At 46.0% G+C, this 12858-nt stretch carries 16 protein-coding genes and 1 pseudogene; 2 read left to right on the top strand and 15 right to left on the bottom strand.

The annotated features are described in order from the left end of the window. Positions 1-22: 22 nt before the first annotated feature. Together ACF8PE_RS16875 and ACF8PE_RS16870 are read left to right on the top strand one after the other, a co-directional pair. Positions 23-1582 carry a DUF3696 domain-containing protein gene (locus ACF8PE_RS16875; protein ID WP_392495086.1) on the top strand — a complete coding sequence of 520 codons (1560 nt, stop codon included), beginning with the start codon at positions 23-25 and terminating at the stop codon, positions 1580-1582. Then, positions 1579-2694 carry a hypothetical protein gene (locus ACF8PE_RS16870; protein WP_392495085.1) on the top strand — a complete coding sequence of 372 codons (1116 nt, stop codon included), beginning with the start codon at positions 1579-1581 and terminating at the stop codon, positions 2692-2694. The genes ACF8PE_RS16875 and ACF8PE_RS16870 overlap by 4 nt, the downstream gene beginning before the upstream one ends. A gap of 105 nt (positions 2695-2799) precedes the next feature. On the opposite strand, the pseudogene ACF8PE_RS16865 reads toward ACF8PE_RS16870, so the two are convergent. The 15 genes and pseudogenes from ACF8PE_RS16865 to ACF8PE_RS16795 all read right to left on the bottom strand — a co-directional run. Next, a pseudogene (locus ACF8PE_RS16865) lies at positions 2800-4057 on the bottom strand (tyrosine-type recombinase/integrase). A 332-nt stretch (positions 4058-4389) separates the two neighbouring features. Beyond that, entirely contained in the window at positions 4390-5397 is a 1008-nt protein-coding gene (locus ACF8PE_RS16860) for a restriction endonuclease (protein ID WP_004108748.1), read from the bottom strand. Continuing rightward, entirely contained in the window at positions 5376-5543 is a 168-nt protein-coding gene (locus ACF8PE_RS16855) for a hypothetical protein (RefSeq protein WP_392495084.1), read from the bottom strand. The genes ACF8PE_RS16860 and ACF8PE_RS16855 overlap by 22 nt, the downstream gene beginning before the upstream one ends. A gap of 104 nt (positions 5544-5647) precedes the next feature. Next, positions 5648-5989: a TA system toxin CbtA family protein gene (locus tag ACF8PE_RS16850; protein WP_021530985.1), complete on the bottom strand. Its 342-nt coding sequence runs from the start codon at positions 5987-5989 to the stop codon at positions 5648-5650. Between the two features lie 20 nt (positions 5990-6009). Beyond that, positions 6010-6351, bottom strand: a complete 342-nt coding sequence (locus ACF8PE_RS16845) for a type IV toxin-antitoxin system YeeU family antitoxin (RefSeq protein WP_021530984.1) — start codon at positions 6349-6351, stop codon at positions 6010-6012. A gap of 10 nt (positions 6352-6361) precedes the next feature. Continuing rightward, positions 6362-6904, bottom strand: coding sequence for a DNA repair protein RadC (gene radC, locus ACF8PE_RS16840; protein ID WP_001757893.1), 543 nt, complete (start codon positions 6902-6904; stop codon positions 6362-6364). 12 nt (positions 6905-6916) lie between these two features. Beyond that, positions 6917-7357, bottom strand: coding sequence for an antirestriction protein (locus tag ACF8PE_RS16835; protein ID WP_392495083.1), 441 nt, complete (start codon positions 7355-7357; stop codon positions 6917-6919). A gap of 30 nt (positions 7358-7387) precedes the next feature. After that, positions 7388-8209 carry a DUF932 domain-containing protein gene (locus ACF8PE_RS16830; protein ID WP_392495082.1) on the bottom strand — a complete coding sequence of 274 codons (822 nt, stop codon included), beginning with the start codon at positions 8207-8209 and terminating at the stop codon, positions 7388-7390. A gap of 98 nt (positions 8210-8307) precedes the next feature. Then, positions 8308-8538, bottom strand: a complete 231-nt coding sequence (locus ACF8PE_RS16825; RefSeq protein WP_392495081.1) for a DUF905 domain-containing protein — start codon at positions 8536-8538, stop codon at positions 8308-8310. Between the two features lie 71 nt (positions 8539-8609). Continuing rightward, positions 8610-9059 carry an IrmA family protein gene (locus ACF8PE_RS16820; RefSeq protein WP_014226752.1) on the bottom strand — a complete coding sequence of 150 codons (450 nt, stop codon included), beginning with the start codon at positions 9057-9059 and terminating at the stop codon, positions 8610-8612. Beyond that, a complete protein-coding gene (locus tag ACF8PE_RS16815) occupies positions 9056-9508 on the bottom strand; it encodes a YfjS/YafY family lipoprotein (protein WP_335274659.1) in 453 nt (150 codons plus the stop codon). Before ACF8PE_RS16815 ends, ACF8PE_RS16820 begins: the two co-directional genes overlap by 4 nt. Before the next feature lie 36 nt (positions 9509-9544). Continuing rightward, positions 9545-10114, bottom strand: a complete 570-nt coding sequence (locus ACF8PE_RS16810) for a hypothetical protein (protein ID WP_392495080.1) — start codon at positions 10112-10114, stop codon at positions 9545-9547. Continuing rightward, on the bottom strand, positions 10114-10818 hold the full coding sequence (locus tag ACF8PE_RS16805) for a WYL domain-containing protein (RefSeq protein ID WP_392495079.1): 705 nt from the start codon (positions 10816-10818) through the stop codon (positions 10114-10116). The genes ACF8PE_RS16810 and ACF8PE_RS16805 overlap by 1 nt, the downstream gene beginning before the upstream one ends. 200 nt (positions 10819-11018) lie before the next feature. Continuing rightward, positions 11019-11894, bottom strand: a complete 876-nt coding sequence (locus ACF8PE_RS16800; protein ID WP_324693507.1) for a GTPase family protein — start codon at positions 11892-11894, stop codon at positions 11019-11021. Between the two features lie 100 nt (positions 11895-11994). Further along, a partial coding sequence (locus ACF8PE_RS16795; RefSeq protein WP_392495078.1) for a hypothetical protein occupies positions 11995-12858 on the bottom strand: 864 nt, incomplete at its 5' end.

Below are 12858 nucleotides of genomic sequence, written 5' to 3'. Positions count from 1 at the left end.
TTTAACTTAAGTGAGAAAGTGAATGATTAAAGGTATCGGGCTACAAAATTTCAGAAGTTTTGTGAATAAAACGTTTATTGAATTAAAACCAATAACTGTTTTTGTGGGTAAAAATAGTAGCGGCAAAAGCTCTTTATTACGCACATTTCCTCTATTTCGTCAGTCTATAGAAGAAAATACAACAGGCCCGATACTATGGTACGGCCGTTACATTGATTTTGGTGATTTTACGGACGTACTTTCTAAAAACTCAGAAAGTAAAGAAATAACATTCAGCTTTTCCTTTTCGATCGCACCTGAGCTGGCTCTGCGATATTCATATTATCGTTTTAAAGAACTTTCAGACAAAGACACAAATGTTGACATCGAGCTAACAGTCTATTCAAAAGATAAAAAAACCAAAACAAAAAACATAAAAGTAATATTTGATGACTCGACCATAAACTTTATGCTAGATGATAACAATAATGTAAAATTACAAATAGAATCTGAAGGTAAAACATTAGAACGTGAAAATATAATAGCAAAAAATCTCGGTCAGTTCATTCCAAACATTCATTTAAAAGGAAAGGATGATGCCCCTATAACACCAAATTCTTTTTATTTAATGGGGACAAGACGAGATAGAGCTTTAGAATCCTCATTTATTGACTCTGCATCAAAATTTATAAAGCAATATTTTCATGTCAAATCAGACATTAAGCAGGTTTTCCAATCCTTTACTAGAATAAATTTCATACCAAAGGAGCACGCCGGGAGACTTGTAGAGTTTCTTTTCAAGGAGCAAAAAACATTTACTAAGAACTTTGAATCTCATCGCGATGAGATTATGAATGAGTTGTATCCGTTTGTCATTGGTTGGAACATTAATAATATAATAGATATCATTAATACGTCTTTATCTAGCATATTCGGAAATGTGAAATATATTGCCCCCCTTAGAGCCACATCTGAGAGATTTTACAGATTTCAAGACCTTCAGGTAAATGAAATAGACCATACAGGTTCAAACTTAGCAATGCTTTTGAATTCTCTGAAACAAACCGACAAATTGAGATTTGAAGAATGGACAAAGTCTAATTTTGATTTCATTATTAAGGTCGAACAAACGGGCTCCCACTTTGCAATATTGATTAATACCGGTGAAAATAGTGAAAACTATAACATCAGTGATATGGGCTTTGGTTACTCACAAGTTTTGCCCATAGTGACAGCGATTTGGCTTGAAACCGATAGAAGAACTGCCTCACCCAAAAAACCAATTACATTTATTATTGAACAGCCTGAACTGCATTTGCACCCTGCGTATCAGCACAACCTCGCAAAAGTATTTGCCAAAGTAATAATTAAAGCAAAAGAAAATAATGTTGATCTTAAAATAATTTTTGAAACCCATAGCCAAACGATGATAGAAGCTCTTGGTGAGTGTATAGAGGATAACATCGGTCTTGCCGAAAGTGACGTATCTATATTAGTATTTGAAAAGAACGAACAACAACAAACAATAGTCAAGACGTCCTACTTTGATGAAGAAGGTTTTATCCAAAACTGGCCAATTGGTTTCTTTTCAGGTAGAAAATGATGCTGATAAAAATAAATGAGTTCAAAAAAGAAGATATTATTAATGATAAATTCACGATTTCAATTGAAAATCTTTTGCGTTCATTTGCTGAAAATAAGCATATATTAATCGCACATAGAGACTTCTTTAATTGCATTATTGAAGAACAAAGCGGGATTTATAGCGCATCGTCGAAACACTTCGCATCAGAAGCGCTTTCACGCTCCAGAGAATATAATTCCATTATCTCAAAGATTTCGTTCTATGTGGTCGTCGATTTCAACATACTCGATAACTCGTTTAATTGGGTAGACTTAGGTGAAACTATAAAGTTTGTTTGTGGCCCTTTATATTTTAATGACTCCTCTCAGCTACAAAAAACAAAGATTGTTTGTGAAAATCCCTTAGATTCTGATTTCTTTAAAGTCATCGCCACATTTTATGCAAATAATGAAGACCTAATGCGTTGTACTATTAACTTCAATGCACTCAATGGAGGCGGGGGTAGCACTAAAGATGTGTTTGAACGTACAATTAGCAATAATGAAATTGCCTTCTGTATTGTTGATAATGACAAGGCACACCCTCGAGCTCCTTTCGGTGGAACAAGTTCTCATTTTTTAGGATCAAGGACTACCAAGTCAGGATTTATAGAAATATTAGATGTCCATGAAGTTGAATCCTTAGTGCCTTTAGATACCATTGAGAGCGTTTTAATAAGTCTTAATCTGATGTTAAAAAAAGAAAAGTCATTAGCTTTTTTTAAAGATCTTTGTTCAATTGATGAGTCGGTAAAATTTTACATTGATCATAAAAAAGGATTTAATCTCAAAACCGCACTGGAACTGGATAACTCTCATGGAGATTTCTGGCGAACTATCTTACAGAAATTAAAGAAAGAATATTCCTGTGATTGTTTAAATGAGATAAATTGTACATGTGAGCCATCATGTTTAAAATATGATGGGTTTGGAGATAATTTATTACACAACACATTAAAATATATAAGTGAAGGTAGTTTAAAGTCATACAGACCTAATTTAACTCCTAAGCTTAACGAGAAATGGCATAGCCTAGGAAAGAGCTTCTTTAGCTGGAGTTGTGGACCTTATAAAAAGTCAAGAGTCAGTTAAAAATGCAAACTTAAAATAAACAATAATATCTCTAAAAATAAAACCGTTAGGTTTATCTCGCGGTTTTATTTATTACGCATCTATTTTTTAGTACATAAAAACCATTCAAGTGTTCTTATCAGTATAGTCATAGGGTGTAATCTTTTCGGAAAGATTAGCATTGATAAAATCAGTCCACCACTGAACCATCAAACGACGCTCATCCAAATGTTCGGATGTATGGATATATGCAGCCTTAATATTATTACGTTCTGTATGGCTTAACCGGCGCTGTATCGCGTCATCGCTCCACAATTCTGATTCCCCCATTGCCTCATGCGCCATTGTTTTAAAACCGTGCCCACATACTTCTCTTTTGGTGTCATAACCCATGGCACGCAACGCACTATTTACTGTGTTTTCACTCATAACCTTAGTTGCGTCGTGATCCCCCGGGAACAGCAACTCTTATCACCACTAATCTGCTTAAGCTGCTCTAACAAAACCATCGCCTGCAGACTAAGCGGAACGATATGCTCCTCCTTCATTTTCATGCCACGGTACGAGTAACGCACACCCTTAATTTCCTCTCGTTTTGCAGGTACGCGCCAAAGGGCTTTATCGAAGTCGAACTCATCTCAACGCGCGTAACGTAACTCACTAGAACGCACAAAAGTCAGTAAGGAAAGCTAGACCGCGATCCGTGTCATTACACGGCCACGATATGCAGCAAGACGTGCAAGAAACTCAGGGAATCGGCTTGAGGATAAAGCGGGGTAATGTCGTGCTTTGGTTGTCGATTGCGCACCGGCCATATCACTGGCTGGATTAGAGTCGATGTAATCATTCTGTACGACATATCGCATAATAGCTGTCACGCGCTGCTGCAGGCGATGAGCAACGTCGTGTTTACCACTGGCATCAACTTTTTTAATTGGGGCTAAAAGACGGCTGGTTTTGAGCTGGTGAAGGTCGCACGAACCAATATGAAGGAAGATATAAAGCTCAAGATAGCCTAGAACGCGCGATCTATGGTCTTCACTCCTACGCTTGTGACTGGCATGCCATTCACGAGCGATAGTTTCTAAAGTATATGCCCCCGACTTCTCGGCCTGAGTTTCTTTCTGTTCGGCTTTAGGGTCAATTCCCTGCATTAACAACTTTTTAGCTTCGTCGCGCTTTGCTCTTGCCTGAGCAAGCGTCACAGTAGGCCAAACACCAAAAGCAAGACGATCCTCTTTTTTGTCAGAGGGGCGTCGGTACTTCATATACCAGTATTTAGAACCCTTGACCGAAACCTCTAGATATAAACTTCCGCCATCGGCCATTTTCTAGGTTTGTCTTTTGGCTTTGCGGTCTCAACCTGCCTGCCGTTAAGCTTCATTTAGGGGCACATTTCTAATCGAAGTTAAGATGCCCTCAATGACATCCGGATTTCAACAAACTATCTCGGACAATCAGGACGCAAAAACCGCTGCAAGCATTAATTTTAAAAGGTTTGGTGGAATTTGTCGGATGGCCTTGGAAGGACTTATGGTGCGAAGGCCGGACTCGAATTTAACACCCAACAGACTGATATCAATGTAGTTTAAAATCAGGAATAAATGACTGTACCCGCACTTGTACCCACAAGTTAAAATCCGTACAAAAAACAGACATCGCGAGTGGGTATAAAGCCATACCAGTAGAACACTGATATGGCTGTTGAAGCAAGACTCAGGCAGGCAGGAACGTTTTCTTCAGAGGCACCAAAAGTTTAGTCTCGATATCAACTTGTTCGTAGTTCTCAATAAGCGCACGGACGAGATCATCAAGTGTCCAGAGCGTCAGTGGTATTGTCGAACGGTCGGCTTCATATCGAGCATCTTTCGTAAAACCCCCTGTACTGACATAAAGCCCGCGATCGTCTTTATGGCGACCGCCGATAAAGCTGCGTATCTGTTGGCTTCCCATCTGTTCCCTGCGGTGCTTTACTTCAACGATGATACGCGGATTTTCAAAACCGAACCCATCAGGTGAAGCAATGATGTCTTTACCCCGATCGGCTCCCGCAGGTGAGACCTGCGTTTTATAGCCCATACTGCGTAAAACTCCGGCAACAAGATTTTGCATCTCATCCCAGTCAAGAGAGTTGATACGATCTTTGATACCCTCAAACGCCAGCATTTCCATATCGCGAAGCGGATCAGAAACAACCTCATCTTCATCCATCGCAATTGGATTCTGAGTAATTACATCTGCAGTGGGTTTCTTATCCTGCAAAAGCTCTTCTAGCGCATATTCTGGAAGCTGGAAAACCGTCAGCGTAGAACCCAATGTGTTTTTGGTAGCAACAGACAGTCTATCGCGGTCGATTTCTTGAGTATTCCATTTAACCTGCCGAGCGATACCCATCCCCTCTTCCACCCATTCAGGATGATACTGGAAGTCTGAAGTAACTTTGCCTAGCAAATAAGTACGGTTGGCTGGCGAATAGGTAATAACCCAATCACCCTTTTGGATCTCATTCACAAAACGCCAGACCTGCGATGCGCCAGAACGGGCTGTTCCGAGCTTTGTTAAGGGATCAGCCTCCTGGTATAAGGCGAGTAACTGGGCTCGGGATAGGCCGGGTTTGACTAATGGAGCCAGCTGAGACCAACCGATGCCTACAATTTGCTTATCGCGAAAATCGTCATAGAGCTTGCCGCCGTCACCGCGGATCATCCACATTCTGTTGCCCATACCAGTCCCTTCATGAGGAAAAGAAATTGTGCTGGATCATAAGCTTGTTCGTAGTATGCGTCAAAACCATCAACAACGACGGCCCAGCATTCCCGGATTGTGCTTGCGATAATGTGCCCAGTTAAAATTACAGCTTCAATTTGCATGATATTTCGTCCATATAAGTAAAAGCACCAACCAGCATCGGCAGGTGCTTTTTGGAATGAGTAAATTGAATAAGTAAGGAAAGCTACAGTGTGAATCAGGAAGGCTATTCCCAATGTTCACCGTGCCGCGCTTTCAATAAACCTGTTGCCTGTCGCGCCCGCAGAATATCGACTGCCCGCAGATATGGGGACTGTTCTTGCCAGTCGAATCCCCTGCGATCAATACGAACCAGCCCGTACTTTTCCACCAGAAAATTAACGGCATCGGCCAAAGATATACCGGCATCGATATGTTCCTGAATTACCGTTTCATCACTGAATGGCGTGTCGTTGAGTGTCAGGCCATAATGTTGTTCCAGCAGGCGTGCAAGCAGCATTTGCCAGACAGCCACGGGCGACAGACATAGCTTCGCCGCCTGCGGATTTGTTGCAGGTAGAGTTTTCATATTTGCTCTTGTGAAAGTAGTTAACGATGGGTGGAGTAAACGGCGATGTATACGTAGCCGCAACTGCCAAGGGTATCGGCTTCGCAGGTGAAACCATTGTGGTACAGGGTGACACAGTGGGCATGGCGAGGATTCATTTCACCAGTAGTCAGCATCGATTCCATCTGGCTAATAAAATGCGGGAATGCCACATCCAACTTAAGACATTCTGCTTCGCTGAACTTACCAGTGATACTGGCCCGGTCAGCCAGATAGTGCAGCCGGTTTCCCTCCTGTACTAGACGAGCGCCAAAGCAAGGTGTCACATTACGATTCAGACCCCACTTGAGAAATGAATCGTTCTCTGAGTCAGTAGATTTCATTGAAGTGCCCTCATATCCAGCCTCGCTCTGCAAACGACACAATTCCATCTGAACCGATAACCAGATGATCGAGAGTGTTCACATCAACCAGTGCCAGCGCTTCTTTAAGCCTGCCCGTAATGTTGCGGTCACATTGGCTGGGCTCCGGATCACCGGATGGATGGTTATGCGCCAGCACAACAGCAGCAGCATTGAAGCGAAGCGCTGACTTCACCACCTCACGGGGATGGACCTGTACATGGTTAACCGAACCGGCAAATAGCGTTTCACTCTCCAGTAAACGGTGCTGGTTATCGAGATAGAGCACCATAAACACTTCCCGTTCTTGTCCTGCCAGCTGTAACCGAAGCCAGTCACGGGCAGCCGTGCTTGAGGTAAAGGACATGCCGGGCTGGCGCAGATATTTATCCAGCAGGTTGATAGCACGTCGAATGGTCCGTTGGGCATAAGGTGTCAATCCGGAGGTCGCGGGGAGCAGGCAACTATGCTGGGCCATAACCGCCAGCGGAAAGAGTTCAGGCTGCGATGATACCGGGGATAATGCGATATTCATGTCAGGTATTCCTCAGTCGATTAGATACATAATGGCGCTGCATTCCGGATGGTTTAGCGCGTAGTCACGTAAGCGATAATAGTGCTCAGTCATCGCGTCACATTCGGTGCGACAAGCGTGGTGGCTGTATGCCATCAGGCAGGCCGCTATACCGGCAGCCTCTCCGCTCATCTCTGCATCGTTTCCATTCATCGGGTTGAACAACGTCCACTTCTCACCGTCGGGCTCCGGAGCCATAAATGCGCCGCCGTTGCTGAGTGTGTAAAAGCTCCAGACGCCGCCGCTGTAATCAGCGCACAGCCGATCCATCCAAGCGAAAATGCGAGGTTCAAGGGTTATCCATTGTGGGATGGAGCCAAAGTGCTGCGGCCAGAAGCCGATGCGTAACTCGTCCGGGACCACTGAGGCAGTAATTGCGGAATGCTCCGCGAACTGATGATTTTGTGTATTCATTAAACTATCTCCTTATGCCGGAACTGTTGTTTAACGCCCGAAAAAATCGAGCATGTTTTCTGCCATTACCCACAGGGCACGATTGAGCTTCACATCGCCATCAATACCGGTAACAGCACGAGTGCGGCTGCTTTTCCCCTGAGCGGTTCGCCCTGACAATCCACCTTTCATCAGGTTCTCCTGCACGCGCTGGTAGACGGTCCACAGGTCATCGCTGTAGTCCTCACGGCGACGTGGGGTCAGCAACTGCGATACCGTGACCGGCTGGTGCTCCTCACCAAATCGATACTTCAGTGCGGCATTTGCCAGCGCGTGACGGGCCGGGGCTGGCAGCGCCAGCGACTGCATTGCATCGCGTTTCTCATCCACCCGGTCAAAGACCCCGAGCACTTCGTAAGCCCCTTCAATTACCTTCTCGACGACATTGCCTTTATGCGGTACCCGCACTTCGCCGAATGACTGACCGCAGACCAGACCATTAGTACAGACGCCACGAAATAGCCCCGGCAGCATCTGGTAGCTTGATGAGCCGTCATGGCTGTTAAGAAGAATGATTTCCGGCACCTGATGGCCGGTCAGTTGTCCGGCACGACGCAGGCGAAGCATGTGTTTGGTGTGCTCCCGCTTGCTCTGGTCCCGAACCTTTGTCTGGCAGGCAAAAAACGGCTCAAAGCCTTCACGCTTCAGGCTTTCGAGGATGGTGATAGTCGGGATATAGGTGTAACGGTCTGAACGAGATTCATGCTTGTCACTCCCGAACACGCTGGGGACATGACTCATCAGCTCTTCGTTGGTCAAAGGCCGGTCACGGCGTATCTGATTTATACGGCCAAAGCGGCTGGCTAATCGCATGGATAACTCCTTATGAAGTGGGTAAAAATACAAAAGGCCACACTTCCCGAAGGAGGTGTGGCCTGACTTTGTTTATAACGATGATGCGCTGGTGATGATTATGCAGGGAATTTGCGGATGCCATGACGAGCGATATACCTGTTCAGCCAGTAACCGGCATCCTGCTCAAAGTTCCAGGCTCGCCAGACCATGCAACGCTCATGATAGATAACCAGACGGAAATGTGTCCCCAGGTCGTCCTCTATAGCAACGTTGGAATATTCAGACGCAACCGCCTCTGCCTGCTGGCGAGTAAACGGTCCAACAGGCAATTCAATGAGCTCATGCACTCAGCCTCCTTAAAACAAAAAGCCCCTGCGGCATAAGCGACAGGGGCTGAATCAAACAGATGGCAAATCGGCTAAGATGCCTTACCACCGACAACCGTGACTTGTACAGGTCGGTAGTACTGCGGGTCGAAAACGGAAAGTGGCAGGTCAATCTGGTAACCATTACGCTCTTCTGTTGCCTTCATGATTTCGACGGAGCTAACGTTTTCCACGCATTCGTTCTCCAGCGAGGCTTCCTGAGAGCGAGTGGCATCGCTGTCGCCAAATGCAGCCACTGCCATATTCCCCATGGCCAGCGTGTTCCCCCCTTTATCTTTCAGACGCAGGGAAAGTGTCAAAGGCCCGAATCCTTCACCACTTCCGCCGTTGTCCAGGCGAAACTGCCAGACGCAGACATTGCCTGGCACCCAGACCATGTCTGTGTTGCGGATACTGATGTAACGCTGTTCTTCGGCCTGAGCCGGTGACAGCAGACAAAGGCTCAGAGCGAAAACTGAGATAACGCCTTTCAGCTTCTTCATGGATTTTTCTCCTGATTCTCCGGCAGATAGAGTTTTCCCATTTCCTTGCCATCGTGCGAATACACCACCGATTTTTCTCCCGTATAGCTGTCGGTTTCAATTCTGAAGCTCAGAGTGATATTGTCCGCAAGGCACAGGGCTGCCATCAGTGGCTGCACCGTTTTCTGCTGCATATCAGCAATGTAGTAATAATTGCCTGACTCACATCCTTCCGGTGACTGGCGGGTTTTAATCACCGTATATTGCGGTGTACCGAAGGCATCCTTTTTTACCCATTCCTGGGCAATATCGGATTTATGCGAGACAACCTTGCTGAATGGTGGTGGAGTCAGGTCTTTAAACCTGGCTATCGCTTTCACGCCAGCATCTTCCTTGCTGTCGCAGCCAGAGGCACTCATTGCACCGATAACTGTCAGAACGGCAAGCACAGGTGGATACAATTTCTTCATGGTGCAGATTCCTTATTATTCGTCCGTTCCGTTGCTTCAGCAGTTGCCAGTTCGTCGGCACAACTCAGCCAGACTCTGTTGGGCTACCCACTGCTGCAATTTCTGCTCTGAGGCAGAACGCTTCGCCGCCAGGGCAGCCTGCTGCTGTTTGTTGACACAGTTTTCCGGGAATGCAGCAAGCACCTGGTTGCTGTGAGGTTCGTCAGCCAGTTCCAGCTGATACTGGGTGTCGATGATAGTGAAGTAACACCCTTTCCCCTGGTCTTCGCCCTGATAGACCGATGTCAGGTCGGAGTAATAACCGCTGGCGGGTTTCAGATTCAGCTTGCGCACGGTATGCGTTTTCTTGTCGGCGAGAAAATAAGCACCACCACCACGCTGACGCAGCAGGAATTGCCTGGTCCAGGAATAATTGCCAATGACACTGGCCTGATAGAGCGTGTTGTTCAGCGTGTCGTTATCCATGCCATCGGCCGATTTCCAGCCATCCGCCTGCATGTACTGCCAGAATTTGACGGTACCCACGACAGTTTCGGCAGACGCCGGAAAGACAGCGCCAGCGCAGAGACTGACGGCCAGCGCCGTTGTGGTCAGTAATTTCTTCATCATGATTCCTTATGAGGTAAAAGACCGTCGCCGGTTCTGGCGAGCAGTGAGTGAAAAACGTGAAAATGGGGAAGGGCTCTGAGTAATTCCGGTTCGGCGAGAACGTTACGAATCTGAAGGTCGGGCACGAACAGTTCCGGGTGCAAGGTAACCGCATGGATATCTTTCAGCGGAAACACCGCCACGCGATGATGATGCTCTCCAGTCAGATACCAGTGCCCGCCGCAGAGTACGAGGCGGTATGGTGCAAGCCCTGAGCAACGACAACCTTCAGCCAGCAGCGTCACGCGACGATGCTCTGATATGGCCCTGACAAGGCGTGTAAATATGCCTGCCCTGGACGGCGACAATGACTCCGATTCTGCCCATATGAGGCACGGAGACTCACCGGGCCCACTCAGCAGTGAGCTGACCATGTGGTTATCCATGTCAGGAAACAAGGCCTCCACACCTGACTGACGAGCAAAAGTCAGCACCGCCAGTTCGCGCTGATGGCTACCTGAAAGCAGACGACAGGTGCCGTCGCGATATTCCAGGTCCAGGTACATCAGTCGCTCACGAAAATCGCGGCGGAGGGTACGGAGCGATACACCAAACTCTGCGGCAAGAAGACCCATATCCAGTGTTTCACCAGCAACAAGGCGGCTGATAATGAGGGACAGCCGAACCGCCAGCCGCTCATGGCGACGCTCAGTCTGGGACATTAGATTTTCTCCATCCTGTTAACAGGCTGAAAATTAAGTGATTAGTGTAACGAAGAGGTCGGACAGGATATGGACATGGGAAGGCGTATTTTTTCAGTATGTGGATTTCAGCCATGATGCGGCTTTGCGCCTGATTGATGGATTGGCTGCTCATTAATTGAGCACAGCAAGGACAGGGAGTGTCCGCCATAAGCGGTTTGTCAGAAGAAAATCCAGTCCCAGACGGCACGGGCTACAGTCACCACTGCTTCCCGTACGGTTCGAATCACAGCCCTTACAGGCTCTGGCAGAAAAGATGATGACTCCACAGTGCCAATCATTTCATCCACTGCATTACCAAAGCGCTCGCGTGCCTGCTTTTTTACTGGCTCTGTGCAGAGCCTGCCATGCAGTTGTGTCGTCAATGGGCTGGTGGCCCGGTCAGGCAGGCTATTCATCATTGTATTTACCAGAGATTCAATACCCCACCCGGTTCGTGCTGACACCACACAAACAAGGTGATGCGGCAGAAACTGCTGTTGTACGGCATTTCGCTTCGCCTTAATCGTCGACATCTGAGCCGGGGAAGGCAGGTTATCGACAACACTCCACTGATGGCAGGGCTCGGCCTTGTCAGCCTGATTAACAACAAACAGCACCCGGCGCTGATACGCCAGCATCACTTTGTGATAAAAGTGTTCATCCACTGACAGTGCCCGATCATCAGCTTTGATGACCCATAACACCAAATCCAGCTCGGGTAGGATGCGACGATACAGTGCGGTGTATTCTTCGTCACGTTGCTCGCTTTCACCAACACCAGGTAAATCAACAATCATCAGGCTGTGATTGCCATTGCGAAACCGGAAGCGCAGCACATCGCGGGTGCAGGCCGCCACATCGCTGACAGGCGTGACTTCGCCCTGGAACAGGGCATTGCAGAGAGACGATTTACCTGACCCACTTTTGCCCATAATGCCAATAACCGGCTCGTACTGTGTGAGACTACGAAGACGTTTAAGAATAAGACTGCGAAGAGTAGGAGGCAGTGAAGCCAGAGGCTTCTCAATGGCCAGAAGGCCGTCAATTTTTTGCATACGGAGATCTCAATGTGAAAAATAAAAAGACCCGCGATCCTGTAAAGGATGCGGGGGATTCACTGAGATAATATCTGTCTGAAATTATTTGGAGTGAATGCTATTTATCTTCTGCATATCTGGCATCGTGCCAGGCATTCATAATGATAACTTCCAGCTCTTCGTTAATTTTTCGACCATTTTTCTTTGCAAGCATATCGAGCTTTTCTTTAATGTCCTTCTGGACATAGGTGTTAATCACTTTTTTGTCAGCAATCTTTTCCCGGAATACATTCTGATTGTATGTTTTTTTCATCCGTTGAATCATCAGACGCCGAGTGTCAGGGTGAGCAGGCCAGGAATACAATACTGCCGTGAGAAAAGTAATCACTTGTTGTTGTCTGATTTCAGTCATAAATGAAGGCATGTAATCGGGTTTGATATGCTCCATAACATATTTAAATGCCCATGCACATTGTTTATGGTTTTTAAGGTCAATCCATTTAAATGGTTCTGGTAACTCTCGATTTCGCTGAATCCAGATATTTTTTAATGATGAGAGTGTTTTGATCTTAAAGAATAAATCGACATCCCAGCTATCAAAACAGGTGTAGAGTACTGAAAGGGCATCCTTATACGTTTCCGGAATAACAGGCAATAAGTTATGCTGAATGACCGGAGGCCGTTCACGGTAAAAATCAACCTCTAGTGGATTAATTTCCTTAGGGCCCATGGTTGAAAGGATATTCCATGCAAAATAAGCGGAGCTATAGTCCTTTATCCATTCAAAATTTGTCTCCGGGATGATGCTGGAAAATAATCCATTTTTCATTTCCCGTACGAACTTATTGTACTCATGAGTATTTTTAAATTCATTATTAAGGTCTTTCAGGATCATATCCATAACCTCCTGATTTTTATAATCAGTTATGAGGATTAGCGGAGTGCGCTCCCGGTACCCTTCGATGTTTTTCTTCATATATTC

It is taken from the genome of Leclercia sp. GLN_9 (assembly GCF_043105735.1).
GTDB classification, from domain to species: domain Bacteria; phylum Pseudomonadota; class Gammaproteobacteria; order Enterobacterales; family Enterobacteriaceae; genus Enterobacter; species Enterobacter adecarboxylatus.
Note: the sequence above shows the minus strand (reverse complement) of the source record. Positions and strands in the feature narration are given on the sequence as shown.

Bases quoted from the DNA above. Each gene is read 5' to 3' on its own strand.
- ACF8PE_RS16875 (WP_392495086.1), top strand. From the start codon at position 23: ATGATTAAAGGTATCGGGCTACAAAATTTCAGAAGTTTTGTGAATAAA.
- ACF8PE_RS16870 (WP_392495085.1), top strand. From the start codon at position 1,579: ATGATGCTGATAAAAATAAATGAGTTCAAAAAAGAAGATATTATTAAT.
- ACF8PE_RS16860 (WP_004108748.1), bottom strand. From the start codon at position 5,397: ATGGGCAACAGAATGTGGATGATCCGCGGTGACGGCGGCAAGCTCTAT.
- ACF8PE_RS16855 (WP_392495084.1), bottom strand. From the start codon at position 5,543: ATGCAAATTGAAGCTGTAATTTTAACTGGGCACATTATCGCAAGCACA.
- ACF8PE_RS16850 (WP_021530985.1), bottom strand. From the start codon at position 5,989: ATGAAAACTCTACCTGCAACAAATCCGCAGGCGGCGAAGCTATGTCTG.
- ACF8PE_RS16845 (WP_021530984.1), bottom strand. From the start codon at position 6,351: ATGAAATCTACTGACTCAGAGAACGATTCATTTCTCAAGTGGGGTCTG.
- radC (WP_001757893.1), bottom strand. From the start codon at position 6,904: ATGAATATCGCATTATCCCCGGTATCATCGCAGCCTGAACTCTTTCCG.
- ACF8PE_RS16835 (WP_392495083.1), bottom strand. From the start codon at position 7,357: ATGAATACACAAAATCATCAGTTCGCGGAGCATTCCGCAATTACTGCC.
- ACF8PE_RS16830 (WP_392495082.1), bottom strand. From the start codon at position 8,209: ATGCGATTAGCCAGCCGCTTTGGCCGTATAAATCAGATACGCCGTGAC.
- ACF8PE_RS16820 (WP_014226752.1), bottom strand. From the start codon at position 9,059: ATGAAGAAGCTGAAAGGCGTTATCTCAGTTTTCGCTCTGAGCCTTTGT.
- ACF8PE_RS16815 (WP_335274659.1), bottom strand. From the start codon at position 9,508: ATGAAGAAATTGTATCCACCTGTGCTTGCCGTTCTGACAGTTATCGGT.
- ACF8PE_RS16810 (WP_392495080.1), bottom strand. From the start codon at position 10,114: ATGAAGAAATTACTGACCACAACGGCGCTGGCCGTCAGTCTCTGCGCT.
- ACF8PE_RS16805 (WP_392495079.1), bottom strand. From the start codon at position 10,818: ATGTCCCAGACTGAGCGTCGCCATGAGCGGCTGGCGGTTCGGCTGTCC.
- ACF8PE_RS16800 (WP_324693507.1), bottom strand. From the start codon at position 11,894: ATGCAAAAAATTGACGGCCTTCTGGCCATTGAGAAGCCTCTGGCTTCA.